This window comes from Bacillus alveayuensis (genome assembly GCA_030812955.1).
Classification (GTDB): Bacteria; Bacillota; Bacilli; order Bacillales; family Aeribacillaceae; genus Bacillus_CB; species Bacillus_CB alveayuensis.
In genome coordinates, this window is the sequence record JAUSTR010000004.1 from 47661 (window position 1) to 67419 (window position 19759).

Annotated in this window: 11 protein-coding genes; all 11 read left to right on the top strand. The window is 36.6% G+C overall.

Features of this window, described 5'->3' with window-relative positions; genetic code table 11:
* Positions 1–227 precede the first annotated feature (227 nt).
* Positions 228–1892 carry a glycoside hydrolase family 13 protein gene (locus J2S06_RS07185; protein ID WP_419151829.1) on the top strand — a complete coding sequence of 555 codons (1665 nt, stop codon included), beginning with the start codon at positions 228–230 and terminating at the stop codon, positions 1890–1892.
* A gap of 220 nt (positions 1893–2112) precedes the next feature.
* The gene (locus J2S06_RS07190; protein WP_419151830.1) at positions 2113–3150 is read left to right on the top strand and encodes a F510_1955 family glycosylhydrolase; all 1038 of its coding nucleotides are present in this window, start codon (positions 2113–2115) and stop codon (positions 3148–3150) included.
* Positions 3151–3496: 346 nt separating this feature from the next.
* Positions 3497–5575, top strand: a complete 2079-nt coding sequence (locus J2S06_RS07195) for a heavy metal translocating P-type ATPase (protein ID WP_419151831.1) — start codon at positions 3497–3499, stop codon at positions 5573–5575.
* Between the two features lie 107 nt (positions 5576–5682).
* Positions 5683–6891, top strand: coding sequence for a D-alanyl-D-alanine carboxypeptidase family protein (locus tag J2S06_RS07200; RefSeq protein ID WP_419151832.1), 1209 nt, complete (start codon positions 5683–5685; stop codon positions 6889–6891).
* A gap of 59 nt (positions 6892–6950) precedes the next feature.
* Entirely contained in the window at positions 6951–7685 is a 735-nt protein-coding gene (locus tag J2S06_RS07205; protein WP_419151833.1) for an urease accessory protein UreH domain-containing protein, read from the top strand.
* A 491-nt stretch (positions 7686–8176) separates the two neighbouring features.
* Positions 8177–9391 carry a sensor histidine kinase gene (locus tag J2S06_RS07210; RefSeq protein ID WP_419151834.1) on the top strand — a complete coding sequence of 405 codons (1215 nt, stop codon included), beginning with the start codon at positions 8177–8179 and terminating at the stop codon, positions 9389–9391.
* 6 nt (positions 9392–9397) lie between these two features.
* Positions 9398–10063, top strand: a complete 666-nt coding sequence (locus J2S06_RS07215) for a response regulator transcription factor (protein WP_419151835.1) — start codon at positions 9398–9400, stop codon at positions 10061–10063.
* A 65-nt stretch (positions 10064–10128) separates the two neighbouring features.
* Positions 10129–10359, top strand: coding sequence for an SHOCT domain-containing protein (locus tag J2S06_RS07220; protein WP_419151836.1), 231 nt, complete (start codon positions 10129–10131; stop codon positions 10357–10359).
* A 175-nt stretch (positions 10360–10534) separates the two neighbouring features.
* Positions 10535–12112 carry a multicopper oxidase family protein gene (locus tag J2S06_RS07225; protein ID WP_419151837.1) on the top strand — a complete coding sequence of 526 codons (1578 nt, stop codon included), beginning with the start codon at positions 10535–10537 and terminating at the stop codon, positions 12110–12112.
* A 295-nt stretch (positions 12113–12407) separates the two neighbouring features.
* The gene (gene addB / locus J2S06_RS07230) at positions 12408–15905 is read left to right on the top strand and encodes a helicase-exonuclease AddAB subunit AddB (protein ID WP_419151838.1); all 3498 of its coding nucleotides are present in this window, start codon (positions 12408–12410) and stop codon (positions 15903–15905) included.
* Positions 15898–19629, top strand: coding sequence for a helicase-exonuclease AddAB subunit AddA (addA, locus tag J2S06_RS07235; RefSeq protein ID WP_419151839.1), 3732 nt, complete (start codon positions 15898–15900; stop codon positions 19627–19629). Before addB ends, addA begins: the two co-directional genes overlap by 8 nt.
* Positions 19630–19759 lie beyond the last annotated feature (130 nt).

Sequence of the window (19759 nt, forward strand, 5' to 3'; positions counted from 1 at the left end):
ATAATGGTAAAGGGGGGTTCTTTTTATAAGGCTATTTTTGAAAAGATTGTTGCATGACGATACTATAGCTTTTCGACTGTCCATGAACCGAACAAAGCACGTAATCTGACAAATTACATTTGTCCGTCCATCGCCTTTTGTTCGGTTCATGTCACACTAAAGTGTGACATAGCAAGAGCAAAACGTGATCGGTTTATATAAATATTGCATAAGAAAAGAGGGATGTTATGAAGAAAACATGGTGGAAAGAAGCGGTTGCTTATCAAATTTATCCGAGAAGCTTTATGGATTCCAACGGCGATGGAATTGGCGATTTACAAGGGATAATTTCCAAGCTTGATTACTTAAAGGAATTAGGAATTGATGTCATTTGGATTTGTCCAATATATGAATCACCAAACGATGATAACGGCTATGATATTCGTGATTACAAAGCGATTATGAAAGAGTTTGGAACAATGGATGATTTTGATGAGCTTTTAGAAGAGGTACATAAACGGGATATGAAACTCATTTTAGACTTAGTCATCAACCATACAAGTGATGAGCATCCTTGGTTTATTGAATCACGGTCTTCCAAAGACAGCCTAAAGCGTGACTGGTATATTTGGCGTGACGGAAAGGACGGAAAAGAACCAAACAATTGGGAGGGCATTTTCGGTGGGTCAGCTTGGGAATACGATGAAAAAACCGATCAGTATTACTTACACCTCTTCTCACGTAAGCAACCAGATTTAAACTGGGAAAACAGTGAAGTTCGCAAAGCACTATACGACATGATTAACTGGTGGCTAGAAAAAAGAATTGACGGCTTCCGTGTGGATGCTATTAGCCATATTAAAAAAGAAGAAGGATTAATAGACATGCCGAATCCGAAGGGGCTAAAATATGTGCCATCCTTTGGTAAACATATGAATGTCAAGGGCATCCATACGTACTTAGAAGAGTTAAAAAAGGAAACATTTTCGAAATACGACATTATGACAGTTGGTGAAGCCAACGGAGTGAAAATTGAAGAGGCTGAGCTGTGGGTCGGGGAAGAAAAAGGAAAATTTAGCATGATGTTTCAGTTTGAGCATTTGGAATTATGGGATGCTTCATCCAAAAAGCATCTCAACGTTGTCGAACTAAAAAAAATATTAACGAAATGGCAAAAAGGATTAGAGAATAAAGGTTGGAATGCGTTATATATTGAAAACCACGATATACCTCGCATCGTGTCAACATGGGGAAATGACAAAGAGTATTGGCGTGAAAGCGCGACGGCCTTAGCTGTCATGTATTTTCTGATGCAAGGAACTCCGTTTATTTATCAAGGCCAAGAAATTGGCATGACAAATGTTAAGTTCCAAACAATTGAAGAATATGATGATGTCGCCGCAAAAAATTTATATTGTCTTAAACGGGAAGATGGTGTCCCACATGAGGAGATTATGAAAATCATTTGGTCATCCTCACGCGATAATGCTCGGACTCCTATGCAATGGTCAAACAAGGAAAATGCCGGTTTTACGACTGGAAAGCCTTGGATCGGTGTGAATCCAAACTATAGAGAAATCAATGTTCGAAAACAACAACAAGATCCAACATCGATCTTAAACTTCTATAAAAAGCTGATTCAATTAAAAAAAGGAAACGACTTGTTTACTTATGGAGTGTATGACTTAATTTTACAAGATCACCCTACAATATTTGCTTATACAAGAACGTATGAAAATGAGAAAGCGGTCATTATCACGAATTTAAGTGAAAAGGAAGAGATATTTAGCCATACGGAATGGTCATTAAAATATGAACATTTATTATTATACAACTATGACGTCAAACCTCATTCAGAAAGGGAAACAATCCTTTTAAAGCCTTTTGAAGCAAGAGTCTATCTAATTTCATAGCTTGAATGAAAAAATTATGATTGCACAAGTGTTGATTATCCATTATTTTACTTAAACATACAGAATCGTATGCCAGAAAAGCTAGAAATAAAGCCATCTCAACTGGTTATTATTGGTTAATCAATACGCCTGTTATGATTGAACATTGTTATCATTCTGCACAATTTCTTGATAATTTTTGTTTATTGTATTAAGGAAGAAATTGTAGGAGGTTTAGGTTGTGAAAAAAGGTCTCTTAATTACCGGAGCATTGTTATGGGGTGTTTTTTTATCAGCTTGTAGCAATGAAAATACAAATGATGTGACAACGGAAGAAGAAACAAAGAATGAACAAACTACAATCAATGAAAAAGATCAAGTAGAAAACAAAGAAGAACAACAGGAAACGAACCATTCATCTTCAGTCATAGCGAAGCACGATTTTTATGAAAAATTTGATGGCCAAGTCGAACATATTCACGGATTAGGATATATGGCGAATCAGCATGCCATTTTCTTTGCCACCCATGATGGACTAAAGGTATATGAGAATGGAAATTGGTATAAAACGAAGGGCCAAAACAATGATTACATGGGATTTAATGCGGTAGATAAAGGATTTTATACGAGCGGGCATCCTGGGGAAGGGGTCGATCTTCCAAATCCTCTCGGCTTAAAAAGAAGCTTTGATTATGGACAAACCTTTGAAGACCTTGGAATGGAAGGGGAAAGTGACTTCCATGTTATGGGAGTTGGTTATTTTAACCATACGGTCTACTTATTAAATGAGATGAAAAACTCCAAAATTGGGGCAGGGTTGTATGTATCAAAGGATGAAGGTCAAAATTGGGAAAAAATAAAGGCGGAAAATCTTGGAGAAAAGATTTTTAGCCTAGCAGTTCATCCGACAAAAAGTGAGATTGTCGCGGCTGCAGGAGAGAAAGGGATTTTTCTATCAAAAGATGGCGGTCAAACCTTTGAGTTATTAACAGAAAATAAACAAGGAACAGCCGTCTTTTTCTCGGAGGATACATTATGGTATGGAACGTATGAAAAATCTCCAATGCTTGTTAAATATTCAATAGAAAGTGGTGAAGAAGAAGAAGTAACTTTGCCTAAAATGGAACAAGATGCCGTTATGTATATAGCACAAAACCCTCAAAAAGAATCAGAGATTGTCTTTGCTACTTTTAAAAACCACATTTATTTATCTGAAGATGGAGGGAACACGTGGAAACAGCTAGTCAAAGAAGGAATTATTCAAACATTCGGTTCATAAGGGCTGTAAGATAATTCTTACAGTCTTTTGTGTACATAATAAAGTTTTTAGGAGTTGATAGCTATTGAGAAGTTTTCATTATAGCTTTTGACATTTAAAAGCTACCCTAATTTATTTTTTATTTTAAATGGCCAATAGATAGGCTGAATATTGACAATTTGGATAATTTATATTAATAAAGAATCACTTTAATTCCATGCGGAAATCAAATTGTTAAATAGATTTTTTTGTTGATTAAAAATTACAGGATTTTTATGAAATATCCATAATTTCTGCAAATATTTTTTTACCATTTTTAAAAGACTGCCACGTTATAGATAGCAGTCAATATAAAAAAGTGAGGAGTATGCAAATGGGAACAAAAAATGAAACTCATCAACATCATCACGAGCATCAACATCATCACGAGCATCAACATCAGGACCATAAACATCCTCATATGAACCATCATCATGAGAAAGGAAATGCCCATGGCTCTCACGGGTCTCACCACGGTCATATGGTAGAGGATTTTAAAAAACGTTTTTCCATTTCATTAGCTTTATCAATTCCTGTCTTTTTTCTTTCACCAATGATTCAATCACTGCTTAGGTTTCAATTTACTTTTCCTTATGATTCTCTTGTTTTATTTCTCATTTCTTCCTTTGTTTTCTTTTATGGGGGCTTTCCATTTTTAAAAGGAGCATATGATGAATTAAAACAGAAAAACCCTGGGATGATGACACTCATCGCTCTAGCTATAGTGGTTGCTTATATTTATAGTACATTGACGGTATTCGGGTTGACAGGAATGGACTTTTATTGGGAGCTAGTAACTTTGATTGATATCATGCTTCTTGGCCATTGGTTGGAAATGAAATCAATAATGGGTGCTTCAAATGCTTTGGAACAGCTAGTTAAATTAATGCCAGCTGAAGCTCATTTAATAAAAGATAATGATATGATAGATGTACCTGTATCCGAGCTAGTCACTGGGGATAAAATTCTCGTTAAACCAGGTGAGAGAATCCCCGTTGATGGGGTGATTGTCAAAGGTCACTCGACAATAGATGAATCGATGCTTACAGGTGAGTCCGTTCCTATTGATAAAGGACAAGGTGATGAAGTAACAGGTGGTTCAGTAAATGGAGATGGAGCTTTAACAGTTGAAGTAAAAAAGACTGGAGAGGAAAGTTATTTATCTCAAGTAGTTAAAATGGTTAAAGAGGCGCAAGAATCCAAATCGAAAACACAAGATTTATCCGATAGGGCGGCGAAGTGGTTATTTTATATTGCTCTTGGGGCTGGTATTTTAACATTGGTCGGTTGGCTGATGGCTGGTTATACATTTAATTATGCTTTAGAAAGAATGGTTACAGTGATGATCATTGCATGTCCTCATGCGTTGGGATTGGCTGTTCCTTTGGTTATTTCTACTTCGACAGGGATATCAGCGAGAAAAGGTTTGCTCATTCGAAATCGTTCCCAATTTGAGGAGGCAAGAAGAATAAATGCCGTTGTCTTCGACAAAACCGGTACCTTAACAAAAGGGGAGTTTGGTATTACGGATATAATCACACATGATCAATATCATGAGGAAGATGTGTTAAAGCTTGTCGCTGCATTAGAAGGACAATCTGAACATCCGATTGCTAAAGGGATTATAAGTAGTGCAAAAGAAAAAGGAATAGAAATATTGGAACCTCAAGAATTTGAATATATGAGGGGAAAAGGCATTAAGGGGAAAGTTGACGGAAAAGAAGTATTAGCAGTTAGCCCTGGTTACTTGAAAGAACATAACATCAGTTTCCCAAATGAGAAATATCAACAATTATCAAAAGAAGGAAAGACAGTCATTTTTTCAATTATTGATGGTCAATTTGCCGGAATGATTGCATTAGCTGATCAAATCAGAGAAAGTGCAAAAAAGGCCATCGACAAATTGAATGAAATGAATATTCAATCAATTATGCTTACAGGCGATAACCGTCAAGTAGCTCATTATGTCGGGAAAAAGCTCGGTTTAAATGAGATATTCGCTGAAGTTTTACCTCATGAAAAAGCAGATAAAATTAAAGAGATTAAACAAAAAGGAAACAAAGTGGCCATGACTGGTGATGGGGTAAATGATGCCCCTGCATTGGCAAATGCAGATTTGGGTATTGCCATCGGTGCAGGAACAGATGTTGCCATTGAGACTGCAGATGTTATTTTAGTAAATAGTAACCCGCTCGATGTCGTGGGAATCATTGACTTATCAAAGAAAACATACAGAAAAATGATTCAAAATCTATGGTGGGCTGCTGGTTATAATATAATAGCGATACCATTAGCTTCTGGTATATTTTATAAATATGGTCTTGTATTAAGTCCAGCAGTTGGTGCCATTTTAATGTCTTTAAGTACGATTATTGTGGCGATTAATGCAAAATTGTTAAAAGAGTAGATAAAACGACTTCTAATAAGCATGGCTATATGGCAAATATTGTGCATAGTTTTTGCGCAATTTCATTTTAAAATCACTCATTTTAGAATTGCGATAGAAGATAAAATATGTCCTATACACTTTCAAGTAACAAAAGATCTGGAGGAGAAATGAGGGAGTTTATTTTCGGATTCGTATTATTTATTAGTTTATTCGCTATTGGAGCGGAAACAGTTTTTGGAAGTAATAGGGAACTTTCGAACCCCACTATTAGTAGTGAAGCTGCGATAGTGATAGAAGCAAAAACAGGAAAGGTTTTATTTGAAAAAAATTCAAAAACTCAATTGCTCCCTGCTAGCATCACAAAAATAGCCACAGCTATATATGCAATTGAGAAGGGCAATCTGAATGATATGGTCACTGTTTCAGAAAATGCAAGAAATGTAGAAGGAACTAGAGTGTATTTGGAAATTGGGGAACAAGTATCACTAAAGAAACTTATTCAAGGATTGTTAATTAATTCAGGTAATGATGCAGGAGTCGCAATAGCAGAACATTTGGATGGTTCAGTTGAACATTTTGCAAATAATTTAAATCAATATTTAAGAGATACCATAGGGGTCGTGAATACTCATTTTGAAAATCCCCACGGTTTGTATCATCCAAATCATTTGACAACAGCAGAGGATATGGCCAAAATTACACAATATGCAATGCAGAATAAGGTTTTTCGTGAAATCTTTTCTACGAAAGAAATACGCTGGAAAGGACAAGCCTGGGATACCACCATTTACACTCATCATAAATTAATGAGAGAAAAACCTTATGAAGGAGTAAATGGTGGGAAGACAGGATATATTAAACAGTCAGGACATACTTTAGTAACGACGGCGCAAAGAAAAAACTTAAACATTATTGTTGTAACGATGAAGGCACCTTCTCAAAACAGTGCTTATCGTGATACCGAAAAGCTTCTTGATTATGCATTTAACAATTTTCAAAATACAATAATCCAAAAAAATACCCAATTTACTACTGAAGAAAATCATTTTATTAATGATGAGAGTTTATATATTACTCATCAAATTGGGGAGAAAGTGAAAGAAGATATTTATCAAAATGGATTGTTAAAAGTTACAAATGAGCACAACGAGATTTTAGGATCTTTTCAATTGAAGAAACTAAAGACTATAAACGACAAAAATGATTCTTCTAAAGAAATCTTACTTGAACAAAACAAAGTTCTAGATATTAATCTTAATTATTTAGTATTAGTCGCCATTTTCGTTTCATTAGGTATTATGGGATTATTATTTTTTGAAACAAGGAAAATTTAAAGGCGGTAGTTTTGAGATAACTCTTAGTTTCAAGAAATTGGATGAGGGGAGGAGAAAAGGTGTATCAATTAATTTCAGATTTCAGTAATTTACTGACGAAGCCGTTTCTAAATATACTATATAGTGTAGAGAGTTTTCCATTAATTGCTGCATTAGTTTTAGGCCTAGTCGGTGCACTCGCTCCATGTCAGCTTACTGGAAATCTAGGGGCGATAACGGTCTATGGAAATCATTCTGTACAAAAAAGGGTGGCTTGGACGGAAGTTGTTTTCTTTATTATTGGCAAGATTGTCGTGTTTTCAGGACTCGGTTTTTTCGTTTGGTTATTGGGACAAGAATTCCGAACGAATTTAACGATTATTTTCCCATGGATAAGAAAGATAATTGGTCCCATAATAATCTTAATCGGCCTATATTTAGTTGGATTTCTCAAAATGAGATGGACAATTTCATTAGGAAAAATTCCGGATAAATTTTTAAAAAGGGGAAAAATGGGTGCCTTTTTAATGGGTTTTAGTTTTTCTCTAGGTTTTTGTCCCACTATGTTTGTTCTATTTTTTGCTTCCTTAATGCCAATGGTGTTAACGACATCCTATGGTGTTATTCTCCCGAGTATTTTTGCCATTGGAACATCTATTCCTCTTATCCTAGCTGTTTTTCTAATTTGGTATTTTGATCTTGGAAGCGTGTTTTTAAAAAAAGGCAGAAAAGTTGGTTCAGTTGTTCAAAAAGTTGCAGGTTGTATCATGATCATTCTGGGGATATTAGATACTTTAACTTATTGGACATTATAATTTCACAAGTGTTGATTATCTACTATTTTACTTAAACATACAGAATCGTATGGCTGAACACAAGCTTTTCTGCCAAATTCTTCGAACAAGAACGTTATCGGACAAATTCATTTGCCCGCAGTTGTTCTTGTTCGAGAAGGGCATGCGTATAGCATGCCCAGTCGGCAAGCGAATCGCTTGCCGACTCCGGCAGAAAAGCTAGAAATAGAGCCATCTCAACTGGTTATTATTAGTTAATCAACACGCCTGTTATAATATATATTTAAAAGACTGTAAGGCTTTAGCTTACAGTCTTTTAATTACATTTAGAAATTTTTGAGGAGTTGATTTCGATCAGTAAATTGTCGTTTAAGCTGGGCACGTTGTTTTTTGTTTTTATTTTGCTTATTGAATCAATGCTCTTTATTTTTTTGTATTATTCTATTGTAAGCGAAAGAGTTCAAAGTGAAACAGAGAACTTATTATCGCGTGGTAGGAGTCACCGCGACGTATTGGAGAAAAATTTTGACCCCATAACGATAAAGCATGTCGCTCTGATGGAATCAGAGGCTGAGACAAAAGTGGTCATTACGGATCAACAATTTCAAGTAATAAAAGCCTCTAATAACGTGAATTCAGAGATGAAAAGATTGATTGAAAAGGGAAAGACCCTCTATTTTTCCCACAAAGGTATATTAGTTGAATCAAGGTGGAAAACAGAATCTTATTTAGCTGCAGCAAGTCCTATTCAAATCGATGGAAAAATCAAAGGCTATGTATTTATGTTTTTAAATACAAAATCGATACGAGAAATGATTCAAAGTTTGACAATGCAATTTGTTATTGTAAGTATTATTGGGCTTGTCATCTCCATCATTACGATATATTTCTTATCACAGTTTATTACAGAGCCTTTACGCCAGATGAAGAAAGTAACAGAAAAACTGAGCAAAGGCAAAAGTGAATTATGGCTGGATATTTATCGGAAAGATGAACTTGGCGATCTTGCTAGGTCGATTCAAAGTCTTTCAGATGATTTAGAGAGACTAAAAAAAGAAAGGATCGAGTTTTTATCAAGTATTTCTCATGAACTGCGCACACCGTTAACATATATAAAGGGTTACGCTGATTTATTAAATCGCCCAAATCTCTCACAAAAAGAGCGGGAGGAGTTTGTCGCAATTATTCAAGAAGAAGCCGCTCGTGTGACAAGACTTGTGAAAGATTTGTTTGATCTTGCCAAAATGGATCAAAATGAATTTTTAATTGAGAAGGAACAGGTGCCGCTATGTGAGTATCTTCAGGAATTGATAGCAAAGTTTAAACCAGCCTATGAAGAAAAGCGGATGTCTTTATATTTGTCGTGTGAACAAAATATTTTTGTATCCATCGATCCGCTACGATTTGGCCAAGTCATTAATAACTTTTTAGATAATGCTTTAAAATACTCGCCTTCACATACTGAAGTGTCGGTATCAGCTTTAAAAGAGGAAAACAGAGTCATCATCAAAATTAGCGATCAAGGCTATGGCATTCCGAATTCAGAGCTGCCATTTATATGGGATCGTTTATATCGAGTTGATAAATCACGATCTCGTTCAACTGGAGGAAGTGGTATAGGATTAACGATAGCGAAAGAAATTATCGAAAGACACGGTGGAAAAGTAGAAGTTGAAAGTAAATTAGGAAAAGGAACAACTTTCACTATATTTTTACAAGGAGAGTGATGAACAGTGACAAAAATATTAATCGTTGATGATGAAACGAGAATGCAGCAATTGCTTAAGCTATATTTGGAGCCAAAAGGATTCAATTGTAAAACAGTGAGCACAGGAAAAGGTGCGATTCAGTTACTGGAAAGAGAAAAATTTGATTTAGTTCTTCTCGATATTATGATGCCCGAAATGGATGGGTGGGAAACAGCAAGGAAAATACGCGAGTTTTCCGAAGTTCCCATCATGATGTTAACAGCCCGAGACCATAGTACAGATATGATTAAAGGCTTAAAGCTAGGGGCGGACGATTATATTACCAAACCATTTGATGAAGAGGTGTTATTGGCTCGTATTGAAGCTGTTTTACGAAGAACACACCATGCAAATAAAGTGGAATTTAACGGGCTTATATGGGATGAACAAAATCATAAATTACAATATAAAGGGAAAGAAATTAAACTAACACCAACAGAATTTGATATGCTGGGGTTATTTTTGAAACATCCAAAAATGGTATTCAGTCGTGAAAAGCTGATCGAGACGATTTGGGGATTTGATTCAAATACAGAGGGGAGAACGATTGATTCACATGTGAGAAACATTAGAGATAAATGTCGAAAAGCGGGCTTTCCAATAGATGATCATTTGAAAACAGTGTGGGGGGTAGGGTATAAATGGGAATAGCTTTCTCGAAAGTTTCTGCACATATTGCTGATAGCATGTAAGTATAGAAAGGAGTTGATCAAAAGATGATGCATTGGTTTGATAGTTGTACGGGATTTCAAGGAGGAGGATGGATGATGTTTGGTATGTTTATTTTCTGGGGATTGCTCATTTTCTTAGGCTTTTATTTAATGAAAAATTATATCAATGGCAATAATGGATCATCTAGAAATCATCATATAGATATTTTGAAGGAACGTCTAGCGAAAGGCGAAATTACAGAGGAAGAATATGACCGATTAATGAAAAAATTATAATTGAGGCGACAATCCGAATTGATTCATATTCACACTAACGTCTTTTTTAAATTAATGATATAACAGTGGAACAATTACACTATTTCATTTTCCCTTCCTAATTTATTCATTTTTTCTGCATTGTTTTTTGATATTTTTTTCATAATTTTTTGTATGAAAGGGAGGGTTTGTATAAATGAGAAAAATTCCTTTATTAATTACAGTATTAGGTATTAGTATTTTAGCAGCCTGTTCACAGCAGAATTCAGAGACAGTTAATCCTGAAAAACAGGCTGAGGAAAAATCATCTCAACAACTTGTACAAGTTAAATCCGAAGATATTGAAGGGAAAAAAGTTAATGAATTCAATTTAACTGCAAAGGAAGTGAACTGGAAATTAAGTTCTGAGACAACGATAACCGCATGGACATATAATGGAACAGTTCCTGGGGAGTCAATTCGTGTAAGAGAAGGAGAAGTTGTTAAAGTTAATTTAAAAAATGAGTTAAACGAACCAGTTTCGATTCATTGGCACGGTGTTCCAGTTTCAAATACAGAGGACGGTATTCCTGGAGTTACACAGGATGCGGTATTACCAGGCGGAACATATACTTATGAATTCGTTGCAAATGATCCAGGAACCTATTGGTATCATACACATCAAAATGGTGTGGAACAACTGGATAAAGGTTTATACGGAACTTTTATTGTAGAGCCAAAAGACGGAACGGGTGTTGAGCGTGATTATACGCTTGTTCTTGATGAGTGGGAGTCTGAAAAACACGATGAAAAAATGAATATGGAAGACAATAGTGGAGATAGTATGAACATGAAAGGTATGAACATGGGTGAAATGTCAAATATGATGGGATCCAGTAGTAGTAACATGATGATGGGACATAACATGTCTTCCTATGATATTTTTACAATTAACGGCAAAACATATGAAGAAAACGAATCATTAAAAGTCAAAAAAGGTGAAAAAGTAAAGCTTCGTTTTGTTAATGCTGGCTATATGGCTCATCAAATTCATATTCCGATTGAATATAAAGTGACTCATGTTGATGGTCAAAAAGTGAATAACCCTCAAGTGGTTAACGGATCAATATTGGAAGTTGCCCCTGGTGAACGGGTAGACGTTGAATTTGTGGCTGATGAAGGTGGTGATTTCACCATTGATTGCCATGGTGAAATGGAAGCATCACAAGATATGAAAATGGATGTTGTTTATGAAGATGGGAATAGCCAAAAAGCTACACATCAACCATCAAATAAATTAGTAGACATCACTACCCTTGGTAAAAAAACTCAATCGCCATTTTCATTTGGTGATGAATTTGATATAGAGTATAAGATGGTTCTTGGTACTAAAATGAGCATGAATGCAGAGATGGGGATGGTGTGGACGATTAATGGCAAAACCTATCCAGATGTACCTCCAATAAAAGTTAATAAAGGGGACAAGGTGAAGGTAACACTGACTAATGAAAGTATGGATAACTCATCACATCCAATGCATCTTCATGGCCATTTCTTCCAAGTGCTTAGCAAAAATGGAAAGCCACTTGAGGGTTCACCAATTATTAAAGACACGTTAAATGTGAAACCAGGTGAAACGTATGAGGTAGCTTTCATTGCGGATAATCCAGGAAATTGGCTATTCCACTGTCATGACCTGCATCATGCTTCAAACGGAATGGTAACCATGGTTAAGTATAATAATTTTGAAGTGTTCTATACAGATACGGGAAAAGTAGACAATCAACCTGAATAATGTTCGGAAGCAGACCCAAATGCATAATGGTGTTAGTCTAGATTATAGATGCAACGAATAGAAAAATGTATAGTATATCGTAAAATCTATCGATCATGGGGAGTGTCTATAATGGCTGGATGTTTTAAGATCACCTTTTCAAAATCTAAATTTTAACTACCCATCGTTGTTTAATAGATTTCTTTCTAGGAATCAAGTAAAATAAAATTATATAATGGAAACGGAATGGTGAAATATGGGACAAGAGAATTGTCCCTTTTTCCATGTATGTGTATCGATAGAAAGGGGAGAGCAGATGGGGATACGTTTCTTGATCGGACGATCTGGTACCGGAAAAACAGAAAGATGTTTGAATGAAATCCGTGAAAAGCTAACAGCGGATCCTTACAAAGGTCCTGCGATTATATTCATCGTACCTGATCAAATGACCTTTCAGATGGAATATGAGCTAGTTAAAACACCAAATCTCGGAGGAATGATTCGCGTACAAGTTCTAAGCTTTAACCGTTTAGCATGGCGCGTTTTGCAAGAAACAGGTGGAATGACGAGACAGCATCTATCTTCCACAGGTGTACATATGATGCTTACAAAAATTATGAACAAAAAAAAGCAGGACTTTAAAGTGTTTGCAAAAGCAAGTGATAAAAACGGTTTTATTGACCTTGTCGAACAAATGATCACAGAATTTAAACGATATATGGTGTCGCCGAATGAACTGAAAAAGCATTACGAAAATCTCATGAAGAGCTCACAAAATCATGAAAAAGCACTTGCAGATAAGCTTCATGATTTAATGCTTTTATTTCGCGAGCTTGAGAAAGAACTTGCGTCAAAATATATCGATGCAGAGGACTATTTGCAGCTCCTTTCTGAAAAAATATTAGATTCTGAGTATGTAAAAGGGGCCGAAATATACCTCGATGGATTTCATAGTTTTACGCCACAAGAATATCAAGTAGTGGAATCGCTAATGAAAACGGCAGACAACATGACAATATCTTTAACAGCTGATAAGCCGTTTCATGAACATTTGCCTCATGAACTTCATCTCTTTCATATGACTGGAATAACGTTCCATAAACTCACAGAGCTGGCTAAGCGTAACAATATTGACATAGAAGAAGTGATCCAGCTAACTGAACCAGTTCGTTTTCAGCGTGAGCCGTCTCTCGTTCATTTAGAAAAATATTTTGAAGCTCGCCCGATAAAAGCTTATGAGGAAAAACCAGCCATTACGATAGCTGAAGCTGTTAACAAACGTGCTGAAGTGGAAGGGATTGCAAGAGAAATTAAACGGCTAGTGCGTGAGGAAGACACAAGATACCGTGATATAGCGGTACTCATTCGAAATATGGCAAGCTATCGAGATCTGATCGAACAAGTTTTTCAAGATTTTGATATTCCGTTTTTCATTGATGAAAAGCGTTCGATGATTTACCATCCGCTTATTGAATTTATTCGCTCAAGCCTTGAAGTGATCACTGGTAATTGGCGGTATGAAGCAGTATTTCGCTGTATTAAAACAGAGCTTCTTTACCCGATGAACGAATCAAAACAAAAAATGCGTGAAGAAATGGATATACTCGAAAATTATTGTTTATCGTACGGAATTCAAGGTGCAAAATGGACAGGAAAAGAGCGCTGGACGTACCGCCGCTATTATTCGCTAGATAACGATTATGTCAAAACAGATGAAGAAAGAGAAATAGAGGAGCTAGTCAATCGTTTACGAGAAATCGTCGTACCGCCTCTTAACACGTTGCAAAAACGTTTAAAAAGAGCGAAAACAGGCCGTCAAATGGCAGAAGCATTTTACCTTTTTTTAGAAGAATTAAAGGTACCACAAAAGCTTGAACTGTTAAGTCAAGAAGCTGAAGAAAATGGAAGATTAATTGAAGCAAGAGAACATGATCAAGTGTGGAATGCTGTGATGAATTTACTCGATGAATTTGTCGAAATGATGGGGGATGCGGAAATTTCAGTTTCCTTGTTTGCAGATATACTAGATGCTGGAATGGAGTCCATGAAATTTGCACTTGTCCCTCCAGCAATTGATCAAGTATTAATTGCAAGTCTTGATCGTTCACGTTTTTACGGTTTAAAAACGACCTTTTTAATCGGCGTAAACGATGGTGTGTTACCGGCAAAGCCGAAAGAGGATAGTGTGTTATCAGATGAAGATCGCGAACGTCTATTTCTTAATGGCTTGGAGCTTGCACCGACGGCACGACGTCAGCTTTTAGATGAAAACTTTTTAATTTATTTAGCGTTAACGAGTGCATCGAATCATATATACATTTCCTATCCCTTAGCGGATGAAGAGGGAAAAGCATTAATGCCATCCATCGTGATTAAGCGCCTTCAAGATTTATACCCGTTCGCAGAAGAAGTTGTTTATGTAAACGAGCCTGAAAGCATTCATGATGAAAATCAGCTTACATTTATTGCTAGTCCGAACGTGTCTCTTTCTCTTTTAACATCACAGCTTCAACAATGGAAAAAGCAATATCCAATTCATGACGTTTGGTGGGATGTGTATAACTTTTTCATGGAGCATCCCGAATGGAAACGAAAGGCACAAAAAGTCATTGAAAGCTTGTTTTATAAAAACGAAGAAAAGCCGTTATCGAAAGAGATTAGCCGAAAGCTTTACGGGGAGCACATTCAAGGCAGCGTTTCCCGCATGGAGCAGTTCCGCAGCTGTCCATTTTTGCATTTTGCAACACATGGCTTAAAGCTAAAAGAACGGGAATTTTTCCGTTTAGAAGCACCAGATGTCGGACAATTGTTCCACGCGGCATTAAAGCTAATGGCAGACCGTATGCAGCAGCTAAAGATAGAGTGGCGCGATTTAACGAAGGAGCAATGTGAAAAGCTCTCATTTGATGCCGTTGAGCAGTTAGCTCCGAAGCTTGAGCGTGAAATTTTATTAAGCTCTAATCGTCATCATTATATAAAGCGTAAGCTACAAAATATTATGACTCGTGCTTCAACGATATTAAGTGAGCATGCAAGGATGAGTGGATTCGCGCCTGTTGGGATTGAGCTTGGTTTTGGAAAAAACAACAAGCTGCCGCCATTTCGATTTCAACTGAAGAATGGCTGTACGATGGAAGTCGTTGGCCGTATAGACCGTATTGATAAAGCAGAAAGCTCAAAAGGAATTCTCCTTCGTGTCATAGACTTTAAGTCAAGCGATCAATCATTAAACTTAGCAGAAGTTTATTACGGCATCGCTTTACAAATGTTGACGTACTTAGATGTCGTCATATCGAATTCTTTATCTTGGCTTGGCGTTAAAGCTACTCCAGCGGGTGTTTTATATTTCCATATTCATGACCCGTTTATTCAAACGTCAGGACAATTAAATGATGAAGAAATCGAAGAAGAGATTTTTAAAAGCTTTAAAATGAAAGGTCTTCTTCTAGGTGATGAGGAAGCAGTTAAATTAATGGACCAGTCTCTTGAGAGTGGCCATTCCAAAATTGTCGCGGCAGGAATTAAAAAGGCAGGAGGATTTTACTCGTATTCTTCCATTGCAAGTGAAGAAGAATTTGATCTTCTTCGTCAATATATACGCCATGAATTTAAACGCATTGGTACGGAAATTACAGACGGCTTCGTTGCCATTTCACCATATAAGCTGAAAGATCGAACACCATGCAAATATTGTTCCTTTAAAACGGTTTGCCAATTTGATGAGTCGCTTGAGGATAATCAATATAGAACGCTAAAAAATTTAAAAGGAAATGAGGTATTGGAGCTCTTAAGAAAGGAAGAGGAGCATGAGTGACATCTTTAATAAACCAGAAAACAGTCAATGGACGGATGATCAATGGAAAGCGATTGTTTCAACAGGAAAAGACATTTTGGTTGCAGCGGCCGCTGGATCAGGGAAAACGGCTGTACTCGTTGAACGGATTATCCGAAAAATCATATCAAGAGAAAACCCTGTCGATGTCGATCGCTTGCTCATCGTTACCTTCACAAATGCATCAGCAGCTGAAATGAGAAATCGAATTGGTGAGGCACTTGAAAAGGCATTGAAGGAAAATCCAGCCTCCCTTCATTTAAGAAGACAATTAACGTTATTAAATAAAGCAAACATTTCAACCCTTCACTCCTTTTGCTTAAATGTCGTGAGAAAATATTATTACAAAATTGACCTAGACCCAGGCTTTCGAATCGGAGATGAGACAGAAATTGAATTGTTAATAGATGAAGTGTTAGATGATTTATTTGAAAAACAGTATGGATTAGAAGGCAATGAACCGTTTTTTGATCTTGTTGATCGATATACGAGCGATCGATCTGATGAAGATTTACAAAGTCTAATTCGTTCACTTTATTTATTTTCAAGATCCCATCCGACACCAGATAAGTGGTTGGATGAAATTATGTCAATGTATCAATATGATGATACGAGTTCTTTTGAGGGCTTACCGTTCTTTCAATATTTACAAAGAGATGTGAAAATGGAGTTAGAAGGCTGTATTCGTCAGCTTGAGCGTGCCCTTGAAATGACAAAGCTTCCAGGAGGACCAGCACCGAGAGCAGAAAACTTAATCGATGATATGGAACAAATACGACAAATGATTGAAGCTCCATCATGGGAAGCATTAGCGGATGCGGTTCGTTCGTTTAAACCTACAAGAGCGAAACCATGCCGTGGTGATGAATATTTACAAGACTTGATTGATCAAGTCATAAAGCTGCGAGATGGAGTGAAAAAACAAATACAAAAGCTGCATGATGAGCTTTTTGCTCGAGACATTCCATATCAACTAGAAGACTTAAAGAAAATGGCACCGGTTATTTCTGTTCTAGTGAATTTAGTTAAAGAATTTAGCAAACGTTTTGAAGCGGTGAAAAAGGAAAAAGCACTTGTTGACTTTTCCGACTTAGAGCATTATTGTTTGCAAATTTTAACGGATGAAGATGAAAACGGGAATGTTATTCCAAGCGATGCCGCTCGATCTTACCAACAACAATTTGTGGAAGTTTTAGTCGATGAATATCAAGATACAAACTTAGTCCAAGAAGCGATTTTAAAGCTCGTCACAAGCGGACCTGAGCATTGTGGAAACATGTTTATGGTTGGGGACGTTAAGCAGTCTATTTATCGTTTCCGTTTAGCAGAGCCGTTTTTATTTTTATCGAAATATAAACGGTTTACAAAAGATGGAGAAAAGACAGGTCTTCGCATCGATTTAGCGAAAAACTTCCGCAGCCGCACAGAGGTATTAGATAGCACGAACTACATCTTTAAGCAAGTGATGGGTGAAAATGTTGGGGAAATTACATATGACGAAGCGGCTGAACTAAAGTTAGGAGCTACTTATCCTGAGCATGATGAAATGAAAACAGAGTTATATTTAATCGACCGTGGTCAAGAGGACGATAAAGCATTAGAAGATAATCAAAATCCATTTGAACAAGAAGAGCTCGAAACATCTCAGCTGGAAGGACGATTAATGGCGAAAAAAATAAAACAGTTGATTCAACAGCAATTTCCTGTATATGACCGCAAGCTTAATCGGACAAGACCGATAACGTATCGTGATATTGTCATTTTATTAAGAGCCATGTCATGGGCGCCGCAAATAATGGAAGAATTTAAAAAGCAAGGGATTCCGGTATATGCAGACCTTAGATCAGGTTATTTTGAGGCAACAGAAGTTTCCATCATGATGTCATTATTAAAAGTAATTGATAATCCATTCCAAGATATACCGCTTGCATCTGTGCTGCGTTCACCTGTTGTCGGCTTAACGGCCAATGAATTGGCCATTATCCGTTTATATAAGAAAAAAGGCGCGTATTACGAGGCGCTGAAAATATTTTTACAGCAAGCGCAAAAAGAAGATGAACATGTATATGAAAAAGTCAAACCATTTTATGAAGACCTGCGAAAATGGCGTGATTTAGCACGAAAAGGACCCGTTTCTCATTTAATTTGGCAGCTATATCGCGATACACGTTTTTTCGATTTCGTCGGGGGAATGCCTGGCGGAAAACAGCGCCAGGCCAACTTACGGGCTCTATATGACAGGGCAAGACAATATGAAGAAACATCATTTCGCGGTTTGTTCCGATTTTTACGTTTTATAGAACGGATGCAAGATCGCGGTGATGATTTAGGGACGGCACGCGCTTTAGGGGAACAAGAGGATGTAGTCCGCATCATGACCATCCACTCTAGTAAAGGTCTTGAGTTTCCTATTGTATTTGTTGCGGGGCTTTCCAAACCGTTCAATATGAGTGATTTAAATCAAAAATACTTGCTTGATAAAGAATTAGGGTTTGCTTCGAAATATATAGATCCGAAAAAACGGATAAGCTATCCGACTCTGCCGCTTATTGCAATGAAAAAGAAAATGAAAATGGAAATGTTATCAGAAGAGCTGCGCGTGCTTTATGTAGCGTTAACACGGGCAAAAGAAAAGTTAATCTTAATTGGAACATTAAAAAATAAAGAAAAAACATTAAAAGAATGGCAACAAATGTTATCTCATTCAGATTGGCTTATCCCGGATTTTGACCGTGCGAAAGCAAAATGCTATATGGATTGGATTGGCCCAGCCGTTATTCGCCACAAAGATGCCCAGCTTTTACGGGATGAAAACGTTTATGTCGAAAACGAAATTTCGAACCATCCTGCAGCCTTTCATATTGAGCTCTTACATGAGTCAAGCTTTAAGGAAAATGAACACAAGGAAGAAATGGAATGGGAAGAAAAAATAAAGGCTCTTCATAGCCGCAAGCCGGTTTTGTTTCATAGTGAATGGAACGAACGGGTACAATTTCAACTGAACTGGAAATACCCATATGAACAAGCGGCAAAATATCGCTCAAAGCAGTCCGTATCTGAAATTAAACGGGCTCAGCTTATATTTAAAGATGAATATAGTGATGAAATGATGTTGAAAACAAATATCCGATTGTTCCATCGTCCAAAGTTTTTACAAGATCAATCTTTATCTCCAGCTGAGAAAGGAACTGTGATGCATATTGTAATGCAGCACCTTCCTTTCCATAAAGACATTACGAGAGAATCACTTGATGACCTCATTGATCAATTAGTGAAAAAAGAAATATTAACAAAACCGCAAACGTCAGCCATCCAATATGAGCAAATTTTAGACTTTCTCAATTCAGAAATTGGGAAACGTTTAAAAAAGGCAGCGTTTATTGAGCGAGAAGTGCCATTTAGCTTTGCGTTTCCAGCAAGTGAACTATATCAGCATGAACAAGGTGCACTACAAGATGAAGCCGTTCTCGTTCAAGGGGTGATTGACTGTTTATTTGAAGATGAAGAAGGATTTGTTTTACTTGATTATAAAACAGATACGGTAACAGGCCGTTTTTCATCAATTAACGAAGCAATTCCTGTTTTAGAAAAACGATATGATGTGCAAATGAAGCTTTATGAGAAGGCAGTAGAAACCATTTTAAATAGAAAGATAACGGAAAAATATTTATACTTTTTTGATGGCGGATTTATGATTTCCCTATAAAAAGAAGACAAAAATTTCTTCTTCTGGCTGTCGAGTTATATTGTTTGTAATCGTTTGTTCATCGTTAGGATTTAAGAAATATGTTCTCTTTATTTAGTTCTTTAACAAAAGAAAAGCTTGTCACCTCTTT